This is a genomic window from Winogradskyella sp. SM1960 (assembly GCF_020179375.1).
In the GTDB taxonomy this organism is placed as follows: Bacteria; Bacteroidota; Bacteroidia; order Flavobacteriales; family Flavobacteriaceae; genus Winogradskyella; species Winogradskyella marina.
This window is the reverse complement of record NZ_JAICBG010000007.1, coordinates 175,640-196,017: the sequence shown is the minus strand read 5'-3', so window position 1 is coordinate 196,017 and position 20,378 is coordinate 175,640. Positions and strand designations below refer to the sequence as shown.

Annotated in this window: 18 protein-coding genes; 6 read left to right on the top strand and 12 right to left on the bottom strand. The window is 32.7% G+C overall.

The window, feature by feature from the left end:
• Positions 1–166 precede the first annotated feature (166 nt).
• Complete coding sequence (locus tag K1X16_RS15630) at positions 167–2,602, top strand: helix-turn-helix domain-containing protein (protein ID WP_225037057.1); 2,436 nt, start codon at positions 167–169, stop codon at positions 2,600–2,602.
• A 115-nt stretch (positions 2,603–2,717) separates the two neighbouring features.
• Here the strand turns inward: K1X16_RS15630 and K1X16_RS15625 are convergent, their stop codons facing one another.
• The 12 genes from K1X16_RS15625 to K1X16_RS15570 all read right to left on the bottom strand — a co-directional run bounded on the left by K1X16_RS15625 (position 2,718) and on the right by K1X16_RS15570 (position 15,298).
• A complete protein-coding gene (locus K1X16_RS15625) occupies positions 2,718–3,719 on the bottom strand; it encodes a T9SS type A sorting domain-containing protein (RefSeq protein WP_225037056.1) in 1,002 nt (333 codons plus the stop codon).
• A 2-nt stretch (positions 3,720–3,721) separates the two neighbouring features.
• A complete protein-coding gene (locus tag K1X16_RS15620; protein ID WP_195871558.1) occupies positions 3,722–4,762 on the bottom strand; it encodes a hypothetical protein in 1,041 nt (346 codons plus the stop codon).
• A 69-nt stretch (positions 4,763–4,831) separates the two neighbouring features.
• Entirely contained in the window at positions 4,832–5,371 is a 540-nt protein-coding gene (locus tag K1X16_RS15615) for a hypothetical protein (protein ID WP_225037055.1), read from the bottom strand.
• Positions 5,372–5,600: 229 nt separating this feature from the next.
• Positions 5,601–5,786, bottom strand: a complete 186-nt coding sequence (locus K1X16_RS15610; protein WP_225037054.1) for a hypothetical protein — start codon at positions 5,784–5,786, stop codon at positions 5,601–5,603.
• A 51-nt stretch (positions 5,787–5,837) separates the two neighbouring features.
• The gene (locus tag K1X16_RS15605) at positions 5,838–6,002 is read right to left on the bottom strand and encodes a hypothetical protein (RefSeq protein WP_225037053.1); all 165 of its coding nucleotides are present in this window, start codon (positions 6,000–6,002) and stop codon (positions 5,838–5,840) included.
• 3 nt (positions 6,003–6,005) lie between these two features.
• Entirely contained in the window at positions 6,006–6,518 is a 513-nt protein-coding gene (locus tag K1X16_RS15600) for an outer membrane beta-barrel protein (RefSeq protein ID WP_225037052.1), read from the bottom strand.
• A 28-nt stretch (positions 6,519–6,546) separates the two neighbouring features.
• Positions 6,547–8,247, bottom strand: a complete 1,701-nt coding sequence (locus tag K1X16_RS15595; protein WP_225037051.1) for a hypothetical protein — start codon at positions 8,245–8,247, stop codon at positions 6,547–6,549.
• Positions 8,248–8,268: 21 nt separating this feature from the next.
• On the bottom strand, positions 8,269–8,610 hold the full coding sequence (locus tag K1X16_RS15590; protein ID WP_225037050.1) for a hypothetical protein: 342 nt from the start codon (positions 8,608–8,610) through the stop codon (positions 8,269–8,271).
• Positions 8,611–8,714: 104 nt separating this feature from the next.
• Positions 8,715–9,623 carry a hypothetical protein gene (locus tag K1X16_RS15585; protein WP_225037049.1) on the bottom strand — a complete coding sequence of 303 codons (909 nt, stop codon included), beginning with the start codon at positions 9,621–9,623 and terminating at the stop codon, positions 8,715–8,717.
• A gap of 137 nt (positions 9,624–9,760) precedes the next feature.
• Positions 9,761–9,904, bottom strand: coding sequence for a hypothetical protein (locus tag K1X16_RS15580; RefSeq protein WP_195871565.1), 144 nt, complete (start codon positions 9,902–9,904; stop codon positions 9,761–9,763).
• Positions 9,905–10,064: 160 nt separating this feature from the next.
• On the bottom strand, positions 10,065–13,952 hold the full coding sequence (locus tag K1X16_RS15575; RefSeq protein WP_225037048.1) for a hybrid sensor histidine kinase/response regulator transcription factor: 3,888 nt from the start codon (positions 13,950–13,952) through the stop codon (positions 10,065–10,067).
• Positions 13,953–14,155: 203 nt separating this feature from the next.
• Complete coding sequence (locus tag K1X16_RS15570) at positions 14,156–15,298, bottom strand: acyl-CoA dehydrogenase (protein WP_195871567.1); 1,143 nt, start codon at positions 15,296–15,298, stop codon at positions 14,156–14,158.
• Between the two features lie 100 nt (positions 15,299–15,398).
• Between K1X16_RS15570 and K1X16_RS15565 the strand changes: the two genes are divergently transcribed.
• The 5 genes from K1X16_RS15565 to K1X16_RS15545 all read left to right on the top strand — a co-directional run bounded on the left by K1X16_RS15565 (position 15,399) and on the right by K1X16_RS15545 (position 20,328).
• The gene (locus K1X16_RS15565; protein WP_317196441.1) at positions 15,399–16,457 is read left to right on the top strand and encodes an anhydro-N-acetylmuramic acid kinase; all 1,059 of its coding nucleotides are present in this window, start codon (positions 15,399–15,401) and stop codon (positions 16,455–16,457) included.
• Positions 16,458–16,525: 68 nt separating this feature from the next.
• Complete coding sequence (locus K1X16_RS15560; protein WP_225037059.1) at positions 16,526–17,752, top strand: Glu/Leu/Phe/Val dehydrogenase dimerization domain-containing protein; 1,227 nt, start codon at positions 16,526–16,528, stop codon at positions 17,750–17,752.
• 25 nt (positions 17,753–17,777) lie between these two features.
• The gene (gene nhaD, locus K1X16_RS15555; protein ID WP_225037046.1) at positions 17,778–19,172 is read left to right on the top strand and encodes a sodium:proton antiporter NhaD; all 1,395 of its coding nucleotides are present in this window, start codon (positions 17,778–17,780) and stop codon (positions 19,170–19,172) included.
• A gap of 66 nt (positions 19,173–19,238) precedes the next feature.
• Positions 19,239–19,934: a MotA/TolQ/ExbB proton channel family protein gene (locus K1X16_RS15550; protein WP_195871570.1), complete on the top strand. Its 696-nt coding sequence runs from the start codon at positions 19,239–19,241 to the stop codon at positions 19,932–19,934.
• 1 nt (position 19,935) lies between these two features.
• Entirely contained in the window at positions 19,936–20,328 is a 393-nt protein-coding gene (locus K1X16_RS15545; RefSeq protein WP_195871571.1) for an ExbD/TolR family protein, read from the top strand.
• The last annotated feature ends 50 nt before the right edge of the window (positions 20,329–20,378 follow it).

Genomic DNA, 20,378 nt, shown 5'->3' with positions numbered 1-20,378 from the left:
AAGCCCGTTTGCGCCGATGGTACTGCTTTACTGTGGAAGAGTAGGTCGCCGCCTTTTTTGAAAACCCTTACTAGATATCTAGTAAGGGTTTTTTGTTTTTATATACTTTACTAGTTTATTTAATTTATGTTTTTAGTATCTTCAGGGTTTAGTCTGTAAACCGAATATGGAACATAATAGAGAATTAGATTTAGCTTGGAACTTCGTAATTAATACCAATAGAAATATTTTCTTAACAGGAAAAGCGGGTACCGGAAAAACCACGTTTCTACATAAATTAAAACGAGAAGCCAATAAACGAATGGTCGTTGTAGCACCAACTGGTGTAGCCGCTATTAATGCCAAAGGAGTTACTATTCATTCTTTTTTTCAAATGCCTTTTGGTCCTATTTTACCTAATGCTGATATGGCATCATCTGGTTTCAAAAGAAAATTTAGTAAGACTAAAATTAACATCATTAAATCCTTAGATTTATTAGTCATAGATGAGATTAGTATGGTTAGAGCAGATCTACTCGATGGTATTGATAAGACGCTTAGACGCTACAAAAATAGAAATGAAGTATTTGGTGGTGTACAATTGTTAATGATTGGTGATTTACAACAATTATCTCCAGTAATAAAAGATCATGAATGGAGGTTGTTACAACCGTTTTATAAAAATGCATTCTTTTTTAGCAGTATAGCTTATCAAAATAGTAAACCAATTACTGTAGAACTTAAACATATTTATAGACAGGAAAATCCTTTATTTATTAATATTTTGAATGAAATTCGAAATAACAACTTAAGTGTAGCGTTAGCAGAAGAATTAAATAAACGTTACCTACCAGATTTTGAACCCAAAGACGACGAAGGTTACATTTCATTAACAACTCATAATAACAAAGCAAGACAAACTAATCAGTTAAAACTTGAAAAATTAGATACGGCAGAACGAACATACAAAGCGAAAGTTCAAGGTAACTTTCCTGAGCATTCGTATCCTAATAAGGATGAATTGAAATTAAAAGTTGGAGCTCAAGTCATGTTTATTAAAAATGATAGTTCGCCAGAGAAGCGTTATTTTAATGGAAAAATAGGTAAAGTTCTTTTATTAGAAAAAGATGAAGTTATCGTACACTGTCCTGAAGATGACTTTAACATTACGACTAAATTAGAGACTTGGGAGAACATAAAATATACGGTCGATGGCGAAACCAAAGCCATATCTGAAGATAAGATAGGTAGTTACGCCCAAATCCCATTGCGCTTGGCGTGGTCTATTACTATTCATAAAAGTCAGGGCTTAACGTTTGAAAAAGCCATAATTGATGCACAAGGAGCTTTTGCCCACGGACAGACTTATGTAGCGTTAAGTCGTTGTAAATCTTTAGAAGGCTTGGTGCTTAAAAGCAAAATTGAGGCGAACCAAATTATTAGCGATCATAATGTGATTGAGTTTAATAAGAATGCGGAAGCCAATCAACCTAATGATACGGTTCTATTAGAATCTAAGCGAAATTTTCAACTCGACTTAATTTCAGAAATCTTCAATTTTTATAAATTTTTGTTTCCTGTAAATCGCATCTTAGATATTTATTATAAAAACAGAGGAAGTATTGAAGGTGTTGTGGATGTTCCATTAATTACTATTAAAGATAGTGTTACCAATTTACTTAAAATAAGTAATGGGTTTAAATCACAGTTAAAAACTATGGTAGCTCATGATGAAACACCAGAGTCTAGCGCTGTAGTTCAAGAACGTTTTAAAAAAGCATTAGACTATTTTAAAGACCAAACTAAAACAATTATAGAAACTCAACTACAACATTTAAATTTCACTACCGATAATAAAGCCGTTAAAAAAGATATGGATAAACAATTAGATACTTTAGAAGAATTGCTAGAGGCTAAATTATCTTATTTTGAAGGCTTAAAACAGGGGTTCAATACACATGAATTTTTGGCCTTACGTGCAAAGTCGGTATTCTTAGCAAAAGACAAACCTAAAAAAACACGTCAATCTGTAGTAGATGGAACAACTAATGTGGAGTTATTTGAATTATTGCGAGAACTAAGAAACGATATTGCCAATAGAGAAGATTTAATTCATTATCAAATATTCAGTCAAAAATCACTTTATGCGATGTGTGAAACTTTACCAAGCAATACTAAAGAACTTCTAGAGATTCATGGTATGGGAAAAACTAGAGTGAAAAAATACGGAGTGGAAATATTACAAGTGATTAAAGCTTATTGCGATGATAATGATATTGAGTTCTCCAATGAGGTTTCAGTTTTTGAAGACGTAAAACCTAAAAAAAGAAAACCCAATACCAGGAAATTATCTTTAGACTTATTTAAAGCCGGAAAATCAATAGACCAAATTGCTTTAGAACGCGAATTAAATTCTAATACAATATTTGGACATCTAGCGGATTTTATTGCTTCAGGTGAAGTGAAAATTACGGATTTAATGTCTTCAACACATTATAAAGAATTAAAAGACATTATCCCAACGCTCACTTTTGACAATCTTTCAGATTTAAAACATCAAATAGATGATAAATATTCTTATGGTGAATTACGATTGGTCCTTCAAGAATTAAAATCAGAATAATTTATTTTTCTAGGTTAATAATAGTAATACATGAGCTATACCATTTTCCACTCAATGACATAAAAAAAGCTTCGATAACGAAGCTTCTTTTTGAAACGATACTAACACTTTTATTCTATGATTTAATAATTTTAGCAATAGAACGTTTGTTAGTATTCTGTTCTATTATATGGAGTAAATAAATCCCTTTCGAATACTTTGAAAAGTCTATTTTTTCAAGTCTACTATTGGTTGTTGTTTGAATGAGTTTTTTTCCATGCATATTAAACAGTTGTAATGAATAATTTACATCTGCGTCAATTTGAATATTTAATACTCTATGTGTTGGGTTAGGAAAAACCTTAAAGTTAGTGTCGTCTAAATCCGCTACAGATAGACTACTATCTACATTAAAGAGCTCAAATATGTAAGTAGACCAGTTATTATCCATATTCTTTACTCTAAGATATAAATAATGATTACCATCGGTCATATCTTCAGGAACAGGTATGGCTAAAGTTTCATTAATTGTAAAACCTGCAGTTATCGGAATTGATACGCCATTACCAATTCCTGGATCTATATCAAAAAAGTATTCTGCAGCTGTTATAGGTGATGACACTACATTAGAAATGGTTTGAATATAAAAGTAATCTCTGTAAAACAAACTCCAATTGTGGTCTAAATCTTTTACACGAATATGTAATACATGTAAACCATTATCGAGACCGACAGTTGAAATGTTAAAGGTGTCGTTGAGCGTTTGATCTGGTGTAATAGATAAAGAAGTACCATTACCAACTCCTGGATCGGTATCGATAAAGTATTCAGCTTCACTTAAATTTGAGCCTACGGGAGGAGATGCTGTAGTATGTATGTAAAAATAATCACGATAATACAAACTCCATATATCGTTGGTACCTTTAACTCGGATATGGAGTACATGCAGTCCATTGCTTAATCCAATGGTTGGTATACTAAAGTTTGAATTTATAGTATTACCAGTAGTAATTGCTAATTCATTGGCATTTCCAACACCAGGATCTAGGTCTATAAAATATTCGGCATCAGTAATCTGGCTCCAGCCATTACAAAATGCGCCTATAGTGCAAATCAGGATGAGTATAATATGTTTCATGACTATTGTTTTTGTGTTGCTGTAAAGTCTACGTTTAGTGTTTGTCCTGGAGCAACAACACTATTTGTAATGGTGATACTTTCTGGGTATGGTGTTAGGTTAGGTCTTCCATTAGGGTCAAACGGAAAGTTATTTCCAAAAAGACCAATGTCTGTACCGTCACTACCAGCGTTAATTCCCGGTGATCCGCTAGCTAAGTCATAGTTACTACTATAGAAATCAGTTACGGATTCTAACGTCGCATCTTCAAACAAAGGATTTGTATTATTTAAGTTATTACTTCCTGGAAGCGGTGCAATCGTAGAACCATAATAGCTATAAGTCATATTATTAACAAAGGTAATTGTAGAGTTGTGGATACCGATTTCTGTTAAATTATCAGTAGCTATGAATATGTTATTATTTACTAAGGGACTACTGCAATTAGAAAAAAATGTTTCTGATGCATATGTGGTAATAAAAATATTGTTAGTTACTATGCTCGTGTTATTTAACCACTGAACATTACCTTTAAAAAAATTATTCTTTACTTCCCAGTCATCTGTACCATTTTGTGAATTTATATTGGTAGAGGTATTTGAAAAATAATTGCCTTCAATTACCCAACCGTCACTCAGGTTATCGGTAGTTGAACCTTGAACAGAGGAACTAAAATGATTATTGATAATATGCATGTTATCATGGTCTGGGCTAATTGTAGAATTACCGCATAAAATACGTGAAATTGACAAGCCTTTAATTATCGATCCTGCCGAATTATTAATAAAAGTAATATATCTTATTGTGGAGACTTCCCCATTAGTATTGGCAGGATTATGACCAAGCCCCATTATAGTAAGCATTTTGTCAATGGTAATATCTCCGTAACTATCAGAGGAAGGATGGACCTGTATAATATCACCTGCACTAGCAGCATCAATGGCTGCTTGTAAATCTGTGAATTGACCACCAGCTTGGTCTCGGTTATCTACGGTATGAACGGCTTGTGAAAAGCCAATCATACTAATTAAAGTGAAAAAAAATGTAAGTTTTAAAGTTTTCATAATTTATATGTTTTTGATTAATAGGTTTAAATAATCATCATAATGATGAATAGGATTTGAGAGTATATTTTAATTGTTAATTTCAAAATCACCATTTATTTGATGCACATTAGATTCCACCAAGTTATTCCTATAGAAACTTCCTGAAAATGTACCTTTGCAATGTGTGACGGTATGATTGTTTATTTCTAGTTCAGTAATATTTACAGTGACCTCTTTAGCGTAAAAGTTATCTTCTAGAGTATCTAATATGATATCAACCGAATAACTATCTTGATAGTTAACCGTGAGACTTCCTATTTCAGGTGGTGCCACCAAGAAAAAATGCGATTCCGTAAACGATTTACCGATATAAACTTGAATTTCATCATCGGTTAAATCTGGATCATCATCTGTAGTATAAGAGTAACCTATAGTATTAAATTCATCATCGTTGCTTACATCTCTAAAATCATAATCTCCAGAAGTTGAAGGTCCGGTTATAGTAAATTCAGCATAAGAAGTGGCATAATTATTATCTTGGTCATTTGTGTTGTCATCGCTACTACAGTTTGTTAGATGTAATGTTAGTGCGATAATAATTAGTGGTTTTAATAGTTTTGAAATCATAATTTGTTTTTTTTAAGTATTTTATTTTAAGGATAGTCGAATTGTTACTGGTCGTGGTTTGTATCTGTAGTCACTTACTAATACGGGACATAATATTCAAAATCGCCATCGACGATATGAATTTCTTCAACAACCCCTCCATCGTCCGTATTTTTATATACGGCATTACCTGTAAAATTTCCTTTTATATAACTTACGTATATATCATTGTGTTCGGTTTCTAAAACATTTACGGAAATAGATTTTGCATAAATCCGATATCAAACGTTGGATGTTCATCTCGCACTTCTACTAAACCCGTTCTTGCAGGAAGACTTAAGGCAACACCTATCAATTGTGAATAATCTAAATATGAAATACCAGCAGCTTTTAAGGTTTCTGAATCGCTTTCAGGATATATATTCGCAGAGGCCATGATATTAGTATTGTTAGTATTTTTAACTACAATATTAAAAGTGTTATTTACTTAGTTACCAGTTACACTGTAATTAATATATGTGCTTCTTTGTTCTTCAGTTTCTTCAGTGTTGTCATCATTGCTACTACAGGCGATAAAAGCCAAAACAATAATAATCCATAGTGGACGCACTTTTAGTGTTTTCATTGGTATGTATGTAGTTGTTTTTTGCATTTTTTATAAATTAAATTTTACTCCAGCAGCAATCACTAGTTGTCCGCCATCAATGATGACATATTTTAATTCTGCAAATGGGGTTATGTTGCTACCAATATCAAAATTTGCACCAGCACCTAAGTTGAGACCTAAACGACCATCACTAGAAGAAAAATCTCCTAAAAACCCAAAAGCGTCATCGTACTTTACTTTAATACTTGAGTAGTTAAGACCAGCAAATCCATATACACCAATACTATCTTCATCTAGAAAATAGTAATTAGCATTGGCGTTAATTTCAAACCAATTTATTTTAATACCGCTTTCGTCTTTTGGTAAATAGTAAATAAATGAAGGTGAAATTGTTAATTTATCCGCTATTGGAAACTCAGCATTTGCCCCAATTCCAATATTTTCAATTTCGGTACCGTAAGCGAAAAAGGCTCCTATTTTTGTTTCTGATTGTGCCGATAATACTATTGAACTGCTTAAATAAATAAGTGATACTGTTACTAATAGATGTGTTTTTTTCATAATAAAAGGTTGTTTCTTAAATGTGTTTTTAATTTTTGTTAAGGAGTTTAGATCCAGAAAACATATTTAAACTTTGGTATTCCTTCGTTTTAATATTATAGGGTTGCTTTTCAAGAGATTTTGCGGTAATGACAAAATTGTTTTTTTTCCTTTTTTTGTCCTCATATTGCATTTCCATAATTAGACTGTTTTCAAACTGTTGTATGAATTTAGGATCCATATTTGGGAACTCAAGTCCTTTTGAAGCTTTATTACCACTAAAACCAAAGAAATTACTTAATGTTATTGGAGCGTTTTTGGCATGATATGCTTTAAGAATGTACTTGTCATTTTCTATTTGAAGTCCCATGCACTTATACCCTAAAATCGATTTAGACGGTAGTTCTTTTATCGTAAAATCTACCTCGTTTTTATGATTTTTAACTTCTGGTATGGGATGTATTTGTAACATTTTTTGAGTACCATAATTCATCAGCATAATCATGGCTTGAAGGTCTAAATCAAATATCATAATTGAATTTCCTTCAGAATTTTTATCATTGAATATATATTCAGCTCCATTATAATTTGCCGTCTTGGTATTAATTAGAAAGTTCATATCCATAGCGTCAGACTTTTTGGAGTTTTGTACCATTGTGGTTTTATAGATGTAATCAAAGTCGTAAGTATCGGGTAGCATTTCAGCTGTAACTTTGTGATTTTTTAAAGCCTTTTTTACTGACTTTACTTGTCCTTTTGAATCGCTAGTGTCATAATCATCGTTATCAATATCACCCTTAGGCTGATTACCTCCTTTTACAATATTTCCCATTACACCTTCCATAAGGCCTTGACCTTGTGCACGCACTTCTCTCGCTTGGGGCAACGCAACCGTTACTGGTGTGTAATTATAGATCAATGCACTTTCACCGTTTTCACGTGGCATGTCTCCAATCTCAAAATTTTGTTGTGAATTATTTACTTTAGTATAAATTTCAACAAGTCGATTGGTATCATCAAAAAGTACATAACTACCTTCATAGCCAGGCTCGTTAAGGAATTCAAACTTCGTATAAGTTTCACCTCTTAGTGTCTGTGTGGTTTCTTTAAAGTCTTCGAATCTAAAATCTTCAGGTTGGTATATAAAGGCAAATTCTACAATGCCATTGAAAGGATTTGCGGTGATTCCTTTATCGGTTTGCTTTTGAAATTGCGCCATAAATGGTTCTGGTGGTAATTTATAGGCATTTAGAAGCATTGTAGGCACCATCATGCCTTGGCTTTGCAAGGCTATCAATGATGATTTGGTGTATTCGCCATCTTTGTACGTATACATAAAACCTTCACTATCTATATACCCTGGTTTTGGCATATCATCTTGTTCCAGTCGTACTGCAACTTCGTCGGCATCAAAATACTGGGTTTGGTTCAAGGTGCCGTTCTCTAGTAATTTAATTTCTAAATCATCTTTGTAAAATTCAGTTTTTTCTTGAGTATGTTTATTTAAAGCCGAATTTGCAGGTGTTGCTTCTGTATCTGTACTTTTTTCTGTTTTAGTTTTGCTCTTTTTTGTTGTGGCATCATCAATTGTTTTTTCAGTTTTTTTAGTCACAATCTGATCCGTTTTTTTCAGAATAGTGCGCTCTGCCGCTTGTTCGGCTTTCTTCTTTAACTTTTTGAGCAGTTGCGCATTTGTAGGCGTACCTATAAAAAGCGCTACTAGTATTAATATGATATGTTTCCGTTTCATAATTTTTAGATTTTAATATGTTTAGATATTTTTAAACCACACTTCATATTTCTTTCCTAAAAGAGGTACGGGTTTTTTCTTATCATTTATAGCATTTATTAATCCCATAATCCACATATACAGTAAAATGAAAATGCCTATGATGTTAATGAGCCAACCTATAATCGGTATGATTCCAATAATACCTAACCCTAAGCCTGTCAATGCTAAACCTAAAGATTGGTTGATATGATATTTGACAAAGGCATCTTTTTGGTCATTGTTCATTAGAAAAGCGATGATGAGACCAATTATAGTGAGATAGGCTATGATAGCTATAGTTTTGCCTTCTGATGTGGCTGTCTTTGTTTTTGTTGATTCCATGTGATTTATTTTTTTTATTTGATTGTTATAGTGTTTGGTAAATTGGTTTTTGTAAACTTTGAATTATCATTACATTTAAAATTACTTATTGCTAATTTTCAATATTATTTTACTGTAAATCGTTTAAGCATATTTTTTTTGGTTGGTTCTGGCACTTCGGCAATCAACGCATAGTTCCCAGGTGTAAGGTTGACATTAAAATAACCTGTGTTGTCTTTATTCATTTCTTGCATGCCACCCAAAAACGTAACGCCTTTTGGTGATGGTGTAACCAATCCTTTTGGATTTAGCCAATTCACCCAATAGTCTAATTCTTCGAGCTTAGCTTCATTGCTTAGTTTAACTAAATGGACGTCGTGCCCTAAAAAATGCTCATGAGCTTTTTGATCTAAAAATGTGACTCCAATGACTTGCTCACCTACTTTATAAGTGTCATTACTTATAATGCCCTTATCACTAGAAATGCTTAAATTAATTGTGGGTTTTGGTTCTTTTAGTTTCCTTTTTTGTTCGGTTATCCGGATTTCTTTAAGCATTCCCATAACAGAATGAAACTTACCGTTGGGCATTTTTACATAACATTCCATTAGGTAGTTTCCGGGTTCAAAATATATGGTGGACTCAGAGGTTGTGTTAGGTGAGGTAAAGCCGAGACCTCCTGTAAATGCGACTTCATAAAACCATGCTGGTAACTTCCCAAAAGCGGCTAGTCCTTCGTCTGTTTTTCCTTCGTTGAATAAGGTCATGCCTTCATCAAAAACAGGTAATACTTCTGCTCTTGAATCGTCTATACCTTTTCCTACTGGATATTTCTCAAAAACAATAAAGTGTGTTTCGTTAGATAGGTTTTTGTATTTAAAGGTGTTCCAACCCGATGGAATAGAATCTACGGTTTGTATCTCCATCTGCTGCGTAGAGATGTCTATAATCGGATGTTTATCAATTTTACATCCGAAACAGATTAGTGATAATATCACTGCACTGTATTTAGGGTAATTGAAAATAGTTTTCATTTTTATAGATTTAATAACTTATTTGTTACTGTAGATACTTGTTTTTAAAAGAAAAGGAAGCAACGCTAACTCCACGTATATTGTTACTTCCTTTCTCAACTGATTAATAGCCTCTTTAATAGGTTGCTAACACCTGTTTATTTTCTTATTGTTATAGACTTAATAACTTTATCATCTAATATGATATCTAGAGTATAACTACCATCCTTTAAGTGATCTATACTTAAATAAATGTGCTCCTCATTCTTTGATGCCACTTTTATATCCTTGTTGTTTTGCATTAGTTAAGTTGTTTTAGAAGAGGATGTTTAGCAAGATTAATACCTTAGTATTCAACTTTTAATTAGCTTGATGTAAAACTATTTGAAATGCGCAACAAAGGATATCACTTATGTAACAATCTATTACACTTATGTAACATTTCGCCCAAAATGCTTGTTATTAGTGCTTTGTAAGATACTCTGAAGGTGTACTGTTGTACACGGCTTTAAAATGTTTGATAAAATAGGAAGGTGTATTATAACCAATGTGGTATGCGATTTCTGAAATAGTAAGATCAGATTCTTTTAATAATAATACCGCAATTTTTAATCGCTCGTTTCTGATGAGTTGCGTAGTTGTTAATCCTGTTAATGCTTTTAGTTTACGGTGTAGTTGCATTCTACTTAACATCATTTTTTTACTCAGTTGTTCTGAATTAAAATCTGGATTGGTAATATGTTCTTTTAAAACTGATTTTAATTTAGAGATAAATTCCTTTTCAACAGATGTTGTAGACACATCTTTCAACTCTAAACTATTACTATAGCGTTTTTGTAGTTGTTGACGTAATTCTATTAGTTTATCGACCCGAATTTTAAGCTTTTCTCTATTAAATGGTTTTACCACATAGTCGTCTGCTCCTGTTTTTAACCCTTTAATTTCATTTTTGTCTCCACTTTTTGCCGTTAATATGATGATTGGAATATGGCTTGTTTTCTCATCACTTTTTAGTGTGTTACAGAGCTCTATACCATCAACTTTTGGCATCATTAGGTCACTTATAATAATGTCTGGGATGTGCTTAATAGCTTTCTTAATACCAATTTCGCCATTTGATGCTTCAATAATTGTGTAGGATTCATTGAAAATAGAACTTACAAATTCTCTTATGTCTTTATCATCTTCTACGATGAGTAGAATAGGGTTATCCTTTGGTTTCGATGATGTTTTAAAGGATTTTTCGATTTGAGACTTATCATCAACGTCGGTTTGCTCTATTATTAATTTTTCGTCAGTTATTTCAGAACTGCTATAAAAAGATCGTTCTATTGGTAAGGTTAGTGTAAATTGAATTTCATCGGCATTCATGGTGTGTGCCACAATATTACCATGAGATAAAATGGCTAATTCTTTTACCAATGACAATCCTATTCCCATACCATCAGTGTTTTTATTATCTTGGTAATAGCGCTGAAATAGCTTACTTAGTTCTCTGTTAGAAATGGTATTGCCATTATTAATGACTGTAATTATAATTTGTCCATTCTTTTCAACAGTTTCAAAATGAATTTTGCCATTTTTTGGTGTGTATTTTATGGCATTAGACAAGAGGTTCGATGTTATTTTTTCAATAACATCTCTATCATACCAAGCCTCTTTAATAGGTAGAATGGTGTAGGTGAAATTAATTTGTTTTTCGTTTGCTTTAAACTCAAAAGCAGATGTGATTTGTTTTAGAAGTGCATTAAGGTTACCCTTTGAAACCGATAATTTTAAATTTCCAGATTCTAGCTTAGATAAATCTAACATCTGATTTACTAAATTTAATAGACGTTTGGCATTGTTTTGAACTAATGTGAGTTCCTTTTTGTCTTCTTTGGAAATATTTGGTTTAGATAGTTGCTTATCTACAGGTCCAGAAATTAAGGTTAAAGGAGTTCTAAATTCGTGAGAAATGTTAGTATATATACGCGTTTTAAATTCATCTAATTTTTTTAATCGTTCGGTTTCCTTGTTTTTGTATTGCAATTGCATTTTAATGTGCCAACGCCATTTTAAATACGTGTACAAAAGATAACTGCTAATTATAAATAGAAGAATATAACCAATTATGGCAATTTTACTTAAATACCATGGTTGCTTTATTGTAAAGGAATAGGTTGCAGGTATGGTATTCCAGACTCCATCGTAATTACTAGATATAACTTTAAAGGTGTAGTCGTTGGGAGGAAGGTTGGTGTAGTGTGCTGTGTTATTATTTTCGGCTTCAATCCATTGGGTGTCATAATTTTCTAATTGATACTTGTATAAGTTTCTTGAAGGTTGCGAAAAATGTAAACTAGAAAACGTGAAAGTTACTGTGTTTTTATTGAATTCGTACGCTTTATTTTGTTCAAGAGCTTGTTCTTTAGAATAAACTTCAAATTTTGTAATGATTGTTTTAGGCTTAATGGTATTAAAGGTTATTTGATTAGGGTTAAGCCAATTTAAACCCTCAAGTCCACCAAAATAGAGAATGCCATTAGTGTCTGTATAGTACGCACCAGTATTAAACTCTAAAGATTGTAAACCATCGTCCTTACTGTAGTTTTTAAATTTATTATCGTTTTTATACGTGAATTTACTAATACCATAATTGGTGCTTAGCCATAAATTGTCATCGTTATCTGGTAGTATTCCGTAAATAACATTGTTAGGTAATCCATCTGTTTTATCAAATGTTTTCAATGTTTTATCAATGGTGTTATATTTTTTTAAACCTTTTCCATTAGTACCAACCCAAAGTATATGGTCTTTAAAATACAGGGATTTTATTTTACTATTGGTCGTTGCGATATTAATAATTTGATTCGTTTTTGTGTTTAATTTATAGAGCCCATTATTCTCACTACCTATCCACAAGTCGGTTGAATCTCCTTTAACAACTGTTTTAATATCGTTAGTAGTTAATAGCGAATTGCTTATGTTGTATTGTTCTATAATCCCTTTGTGTATATCAAATAAAACAAGACCATTTTGCTCTGTACACAACCAACTCTGTGTATTGTTTTCTCTTACAATTCGCCATATGGTAAAGTTTGAAATTTCAGGGAACGATGTATACTGTCCTGCAGCATCTTTAATGTTAAGACCAAATCCTTGATGCCCAATCCATAAGGTGTTGTCGCTTTGTGCTAAGCTAATTATTCTATTACTAGACAGCCCAGAATTTTTAGTGGTAAATGTTTTATAATCGTTAGTTGTAAAATTGATGTAAGTAAGCCCTTTTCCAGACGTGCCAACCCATAAATTGTCATCTTTATCTGTACTTATGCTTCTTACCACATCGACATTAACAGTTTTAGGAACTTGGTTGTTAGTAAGAACATTAAATTTAATAAGATGCTCATCAAAATAATTTGCACCAGCGCCATCAGTTCCCAACCATATGATATCTGTTACATCTTTATATAAACACAGTACATCGTTATACTGCATGGCAAATGGGTTGTTTTTATTTGCTTTAAAATTTTTAAGGATGTTATTATTTAAAACATACGCACCATTACCATAAGTGGCAATCCATAATCTATTTTTAGAATCGATAAGTAGGTCTTCAATATTTAAATCTGCTGGTAAATCTGAATGCTCATATTTTTCAAATGATGATTTGTTTTTGTCTTTAAAATATAAACCTTGACCAAAAGAGCCTAACCAAGCGTTTCCATTTTTGTCTTTTACTATGCTGCTAAAGTTAGCATTGTTGTGTGTATTTACCTGAAGAGATTTATAGGGTTTGTTTGTCTCAAATTCAAAAACAGATCCCGAAGTTGTAACGAATAACGACGTGCTGGTTTCAGTAAAATCGTAGACGGTTTTAGCCTTGTCTTTTAAGTCAAAAATCTGAAGGGTGTCTTTCGTTTTATAATCAATTTTAAACAAGCCTTCTCCGTAAGTCCCAACAAAAATATTTAAACTTTCATCTTGAAATATGGCACTAACATTTTTAAATCGTTCTATGGATTTAAAATCATCCGTTTTTGAATTGTAGCGTTCTAATTTACCAGAGTTTGTGATAATCCACAATTGATTTTGTTTATCGATATAAATTTTACCTAACCGGCTAAATGTTGGTCTTGTGATATCTTCAAATTGTTTATCGTAGTGTTTAAAACTTCGACCATTGTATTTATTTAAACCATCTTGTGTGGCCAACCATAAGTATCCAATACTGTCTTGTGCAATACTAATAACACTACTTTGAGATAAACCGTCATTAATTGTTAAACTATTAAAAGAGAAAGGCTTTTCATTTACAGACTCTTGCGCGTTGACTACTACAGCAAAAGCAATCGCTATAAATAGCATAAAGCAAGATTTAACTATATTTTTATAATAGAAAGCCATAAATGAGATTATAGTTTCAAAGTCATTTATAAAATAGGGAGTTCTAGAAATAGGATTGAATAGACTAAATATAAAAAAAAATTACCATTGATTAGAATAAAAGAAAAAACACAAAAAAACCCATCAAAATTAATTGATGGGTTGTATTCAAAAAGTAAATGATACTAATCTTTTATAATTCCTCTAGAAATTACAATTTTTTGTATCTCAGTTGTACCTTCATAAATCTGAGTGATTTTTGCATCACGCATTAAACGTTCTACATGGTATTCTTTTACAAACCCATTTCCACCGTGTATTTGTACTGCTTCAACGGTATGTTCCATCGCAACTTTACTCGCATATAATTTTGCCATAGCACTAGACATGTCGTAGTTGTTTCCTTGGTCTTTATCCCAAGCGGCTTTCATGACCAACATACGAGCGGCTTCAATTTCAGTATGCATGTCTGCTAATTTAAAGGCGATAGCTTGGTGGTTACAAATTTCAGTGCCAAAGGCTTTGCGTTCTTTAGAGTATTTCAGAGCTAATTCATATGCACCTGCCGCAATACCTAATGCTTGGGCAGCAATACCAATTCGGCCACCAGATAGTGTTTTCATAGCAAATCTAAATCCAAATCCATCATCACCAATTCTGTTTTCTTTAGGGACTTTTACATCATTAAATTGTAAAGTATGTGTATCACTTCCTCTAATGCCTAATTTATCTTCTTTTGGACCAATATCAAAGCCAGGCATGCCTTTTTCAACAATAAACGCATTAATTCCATGAGATCCTTTATGCTTGTCAGTTTGCGCAATAACTAAATAAACTTCTGCACGTCCACCATTGGTAATCCAGTTTTTTGTTCCGTTTAAAACGTAGTGGTCGCCTTTGTCTATCGCTGTTGTTTTCTGAGATGTAGCATCACTTCCAGCTTCAGGTTCGCTTAAACAAAACGCTCCAATACATTCGCCTGTTGCTAATTTTGATAGGTATTTTTCTTTTTGTGCTTCACTTCCATAAGCTTCTAAACCATAACAAACCAAAGAATTGTTAACAGAAACCATAACAGAAGCAGACGCATCTACTTTAGATAATTCTTCCATAATAAGGACATAAGAAATCGCATCCATACCACTTCCGCCATATTTAGGATCTACCATAATACCTAAAAATCCTAATTCTCCCATCTTACGAACTAAGCTTTCAGGAAAAGTTTGAGCATTATCGCGCTCTATAACACCAGGAAGTAATTCTGTTTGTGCAAAATCTCGTGCTGCATCACGAATCATTAAATGTTCTTCTGTTAAGTTAAAGTCCATAAGTTATATAATTATTGAATTCTTAAAAATTTGATACAAAGATAGTTTTTTATTGCATTATTTTTAATAAGGATTATTATTTTTACTTTTTATGGCAAAAATGACTTATAATATTATTGGAGTAATGTCCGGAACTTCATTAGACGGCATAGATCTTATTTATGCGACTTTCAGAGTAGATGATACTTGGGATTTTAAAATTCATAATGCGGAAACTATGACGTATCCACTGTATTGGAAAACCCAATTAAGCAGCTTGGTAACGCAATCCATGGAACACTTAAAAGCTATTGATTTGGAGTATTCTCAATATCTAGCTAAGGTAATTGTACAATTTATAGAAACACACCATATAAAGGATTTAGATTTTATTGCTTCGCATGGTCATACAGCTTTACACCGACCGGACGAAGGCTTAACTTATCAGATTGGAAATCAACAAGTGTTGTCTGATATGCTGAACAAAAAAGTAATTTGCGACTTTAGAGTTCAGGATGTGGACTATGGAGGTCAAGGTGCTCCGTTAGTGCCAATTGGAGATCGTTTGTTATTTAGTGATTACGACTATTGTCTTAATTTAGGTGGTTTTGCTAATATTTCTTTCGAATCTAAAAACGAAAGAATCGCGTATGATATTTGTCCCGTAAATATTGTTTTAAATCATTATGTTTCAAAACTAGGACTTGATTATGATGATAAAGGTGAATTGGCCTCCACGGGAAGACTTAATGAAGATTTATTATGTCAATTAAATGAACTTCCGTTTTATAATAAAATACCTCCAAAATCTTTAGGCTTAGAGTGGGTTGACCGCAATGTATTTCCATTAATTGACGATTTTAATCTTCAAACACATGATATTTTAAGAACCTTTATAGAGCACATTGCTATTCAGATTTCAAAAGTGTTGCAAGAACAAGGTTCTAAAGTTTTGGTGACAGGAGGTGGTGTTTTCAATGAGTTTTTAATGCATAAAATTCAATGGTTTTCTAAATCTCAGATAATAATTCCTAAAAACGACATTGTAGAGTTTAAGGAAGCATTAATTTTTGGATTACTAGGAGTGTTAAAAGAAAGGAATGAGGTTAATTGCTTAAAGAGTGTAACTGGAGCAAAACAAAACCACTCTTCTGGAAAACTATTAATTCCGAAAAATTAAATTTAAATAAGCTTTTCACATCGATTGTTTTTTATATTTGTGACCATTAATTAAAGCGATTTAAATTGATAAAAGAATTACTTCACAAGTTCGAAAACAAGGAGCCGGAAATTGTATTTCATTGGAATGACTCAGAAACTGAAGCTGAGGGTTGGACGGTTATCAACTCATTAAGAGGAGGTGCAGCAGGTGGTGGAACACGTATGCGCAAAGGCTTAGATAAAAACGAAGTACTTTCACTTGCCAAAACAATGGAGGTGAAGTTCACGGTATCTGGACCAGCAATTGGTGGAGCAAAATCTGGAATTAATTTCGATCCACAAGACCCGAGAAAAAAAGGCGTATTACAACGTTGGTATGCTGCCGTATCTCCACTACTTAAAAGTTACTACGGAACAGGCGGGGATTTAAATGTAGATGAAATTCACGAAGTCATTCCTATTACTGAACAAAGTGGTGTTTGGCATCCACAAGAAGGTGTTTTTGAAGGGCATTTTAAACCCACGCAAGCAGATAAAATTAACAGGATTGGTCAGTTAAGACATGGTGTAATTAAAGTAATTGAAAACCCAAAATACTCTCCAGGGGTTCATAGAAAATACACCGTTGCCGATATGATCACTGGCTTTGGTGTTGCTATAGCTGCAAAACATTTTTATGATATTAAAAGCGACTCCATAAAAGGAAAACGTGTTATAGTTCAAGGTTTTGGAAATGTAGGAGCAGCAGCAGCCTTTTATTTTGCTCAAATGGGCGCTAAAATTGTAGGTATTATTGATAGAGATGGAGGATTAATTAATGAAGAAGGGTTTTCCTTTAACGAAATTAATGACTTATACCTTGCAAAAAATGGTAACACATTAGTTGCTGAAAATCTCATACCATTTAAAGATATTAATAAACAAATTTGGTCGTTACAAGCGGAGGTTTTTGCTCCTTGTGCAGCGTCAAGATTAGTTACTCAGGGGCAAATAGATGAAATGATAAACACAGGTTTAGAAGTTATAACTTGTGGTGCTAACGTCCCTTTTGCTGACAAAGAAATATTCTTTGGGCCAATAATGGAGTACACAGATCAAAAAATCAGTTTAATTCCAGACTTTATTTCAAACTGTGGCATGGCGAGAGTTTTCGCTTACTTTATGGAGCGCAAAGTGCAAATGACAGATGAAGCTATTTTTAAAGACACCTCTAAAGTCATCAGAAAAGCTTTGAAAGAAGTACATAAAAATAATCCGAAACAAACAAATATTAGCGAAACTGCTTTTGAGATCGCGCTTAGACAACTAATCTAATTATTTAGATGGTTATAATTAAAATATGGAAACAGTAATAATACTGGTGTTTGTTATTGGTTATTTGGCCATTACCTTAGAACACAATCTAAAAATAGATAAATTAATTCCAGCCTTAGTGATGATGGCTGTCAGTTGGGCTTTAATATCATTTGGAATTAATGATTTTACGCAATGGTTTGATTCGGCAAAGCATAGTTTAATAGATACGTTTGGTTTACTTCCGAAAGACGAGAAAATGCACATGATGGAAGAAACATTACTCCATCATTTAGGTAAAACATCCGAAATATTAGTGTTCTTAATAGGAGCTATGACTATTGTTGAAATCATTGATTATTTCGATGGGTTTTCAACGATTAAAGGCTTTATAAAAACAAAAAGTAAAAAGAAAATTCTTTGGATATTTGGCTTCTTAGCATTTTTTCTTTCTGCTATAATTGACAATCTTACCGCAACCATTGTATTGATATCAATTTTGCAAAAAATAATAAACAATAAAAATACTCGAATTTGGTATGCAGGTTTAATTATTATTGCAGCGAATGCAGGTGGAGCTTGGTCGCCAATCGGTGATGTCACCACTACGATGCTCTGGATAGGTGAAAAAGTAACTACAGGACATTTGTTTGTGTATTTATTTTTACCATCATTAGTTTGTATGGTAGTGCCAACATTTGTAGCGTCGTTATTACCCGCTTTTAAAGGAAATATTGAAACAACTCAGAACAAAACAGACAGGCCCAAAAGTAAATTTAGTGCTACTATGTTGTATTTAGGACTTGGAGGTATTGTGTCTGTTCCTGTTTTTAAAACCCTAACACATTTACCACCTTATGTAGGTATGATGTTGGCTTTGGCTGTTGTTGCTATTTTTGCAGAAATATATAGTAACTCAAAATTTAGCATATCTAATCACGATTCTGCAGAAAGTGACGCTAGTGCTCACCACAGTCCTGTGCATTATTCATTATCAAAAATAGAATTGCCAAGTATATTGTTTTTCTTAGGAATTTTAATGGCTGTAGCAGCACTTGAATCCTTGGGTATTTTATTTGGTTTTGCAGGTACACTTCAAGATACCATGCCAATGTTAGGTACAGAGTTACATCACGAAGGAATTTCCGACTTAGTTGTATTATTACTCGGTGTTGGTTCTGCGGTTATTGATAATGTGCCACTCGTTGCGGCAAGTTTAGGAATGTTTACGGAGCCAACTGATAATGAGCTGTGGCATTTTATTGCTTATTCTGCAGGTACAGGAGGTAGCATGTTAATAATTGGTTCTGCAGCAGGTGTCGTTGCTATGGGAATGGAAAAAATAGATTTCTTCTGGTATTTAAAAAAAATATCATGGTTAGCCCTGTTAGGGTTTTTATCAGGAGCCGTAGTCTTTATGTTTACCAGAACTATATTTTAAATTGCATACTTTTGTTAAAAATAAGACGTTATACAAATAGTTAAAAATAATTTCAATTTTTAGAATATGATATCATTAAGTGCTATTCAAGATGAAGTAGAGACTTTAGCTGATGGAGAATCAGTAGAAAAGACTTTATCCATAATAGAATTAATTACAAGTGGAGGAACATCAGGAATGGTGATTATAATCATCTTATTCCTACTTTTAATTGTAGCTACATTTATTTATTTCGAGCGTATTTTCGCCATTAAAGCAGCGTCTAAGGTCGATTCAAACTTTATGAATCAAATTAAAGACCATGTTAGTAATGGTAAAGTAGATTCTGCTCAAATGTTATGTGCACAGCAAAACTCACCAGTATCTCGGTTAATTGCAAAAGGAATCACTAGAATAGGAAAACCTTTAGAAGATATCAATACCGCAATAGAAAACGCAGGTCGATTAGAAGTCTATAGTTTAGAAAAGAATGTTAGTGTTTTAGCAACTATTTCTGGAGTCGCACCAATGATTGGTTTCTTAGGAACTGTAGTTGGTATGATTATTTCAATTTTCGAATTGGCAAATGCTGGCGGAACCATTCAAATGGATGTGTTAGCGAGTGGTTTATATACAGCCATGACAACAACTGTAGGTGGACTTATAGTTGGTATTATTGCTTATGTTGCTTATAACCATATTGTAGTTAAAACCAATAAAGTTGTTTACCAAATGGAAGCTAACTCTGTTGAATTTTTAGATCACCTAAACGAACCTATCTAATATGAACATTAGAGGACGAAATAAAGTAACACCAGAATTCAATATGGCGTCTATGACCGATATTGTCTTCTTGTTATTAATCTTTTTTATGATTGCGTCAACTTTAGTAACTACAAATGCTATTGATATTCTTTTACCAAAAGCAAGTGGTAAAACAGAAAACAAAAAGTCAATTGCCGTTAGTATCAAAAAAGACTTGACCTATTATATTGACCAGAAACGTGTAGGCGAAAGTGTTTTAGAAACACAATTAATATCTGTAATGTCTTCACAAGAATCACCTACAATAGTATTAAGAGCAGAAAAATCTGTTCCTGTAGAAAATGTAGTGAAGGTTATGGATATCGCAAACCGTAATAAGTTTAAAGTAATTTTGGCAGTACAGCCGAAATAAATGGTATCATTTTTGAAACCAACGATAAAAGAATCTCATAAGTTTATATA

Bases quoted from the DNA above. Each gene is read 5' to 3' on its own strand.
- K1X16_RS15595 (WP_225037051.1), bottom strand. From the start codon at position 8,247: ATGAAACGGAAACATATCATATTAATACTAGTAGCGCTTTTTATAGGT.
- K1X16_RS15620 (WP_195871558.1), bottom strand. From the start codon at position 4,762: ATGAAAACTTTAAAACTTACATTTTTTTTCACTTTAATTAGTATGATT.
- K1X16_RS15575 (WP_225037048.1), bottom strand. From the start codon at position 13,952: ATGCTATTTATAGCGATTGCTTTTGCTGTAGTAGTCAACGCGCAAGAG.
- K1X16_RS15545 (WP_195871571.1), top strand. From the start codon at position 19,936: ATGAACATTAGAGGACGAAATAAAGTAACACCAGAATTCAATATGGCG.
- K1X16_RS15565 (WP_317196441.1), top strand. From the start codon at position 15,399: ATGACTTATAATATTATTGGAGTAATGTCCGGAACTTCATTAGACGGC.
- nhaD (WP_225037046.1), top strand. From the start codon at position 17,778: ATGGAAACAGTAATAATACTGGTGTTTGTTATTGGTTATTTGGCCATT.
- K1X16_RS15600 (WP_225037052.1), bottom strand. From the start codon at position 6,518: ATGAAAAAAACACATCTATTAGTAACAGTATCACTTATTTATTTAAGC.
- K1X16_RS15610 (WP_225037054.1), bottom strand. From the start codon at position 5,786: ATGGCCTCTGCGAATATATATCCTGAAAGCGATTCAGAAACCTTAAAA.
- K1X16_RS15590 (WP_225037050.1), bottom strand. From the start codon at position 8,610: ATGGAATCAACAAAAACAAAGACAGCCACATCAGAAGGCAAAACTATA.
- K1X16_RS15625 (WP_225037056.1), bottom strand. From the start codon at position 3,719: ATGAAACATATTATACTCATCCTGATTTGCACTATAGGCGCATTTTGT.
- K1X16_RS15570 (WP_195871567.1), bottom strand. From the start codon at position 15,298: ATGGACTTTAACTTAACAGAAGAACATTTAATGATTCGTGATGCAGCA.
- K1X16_RS15605 (WP_225037053.1), bottom strand. From the start codon at position 6,002: ATGCAAAAAACAACTACATACATACCAATGAAAACACTAAAAGTGCGT.
- K1X16_RS15615 (WP_225037055.1), bottom strand. From the start codon at position 5,371: ATGATTTCAAAACTATTAAAACCACTAATTATTATCGCACTAACATTA.
- K1X16_RS15585 (WP_225037049.1), bottom strand. From the start codon at position 9,623: ATGAAAACTATTTTCAATTACCCTAAATACAGTGCAGTGATATTATCA.
- K1X16_RS15580 (WP_195871565.1), bottom strand. From the start codon at position 9,904: ATGCAAAACAACAAGGATATAAAAGTGGCATCAAAGAATGAGGAGCAC.
- K1X16_RS15630 (WP_225037057.1), top strand. From the start codon at position 167: ATGGAACATAATAGAGAATTAGATTTAGCTTGGAACTTCGTAATTAAT.
- K1X16_RS15550 (WP_195871570.1), top strand. From the start codon at position 19,239: ATGATATCATTAAGTGCTATTCAAGATGAAGTAGAGACTTTAGCTGAT.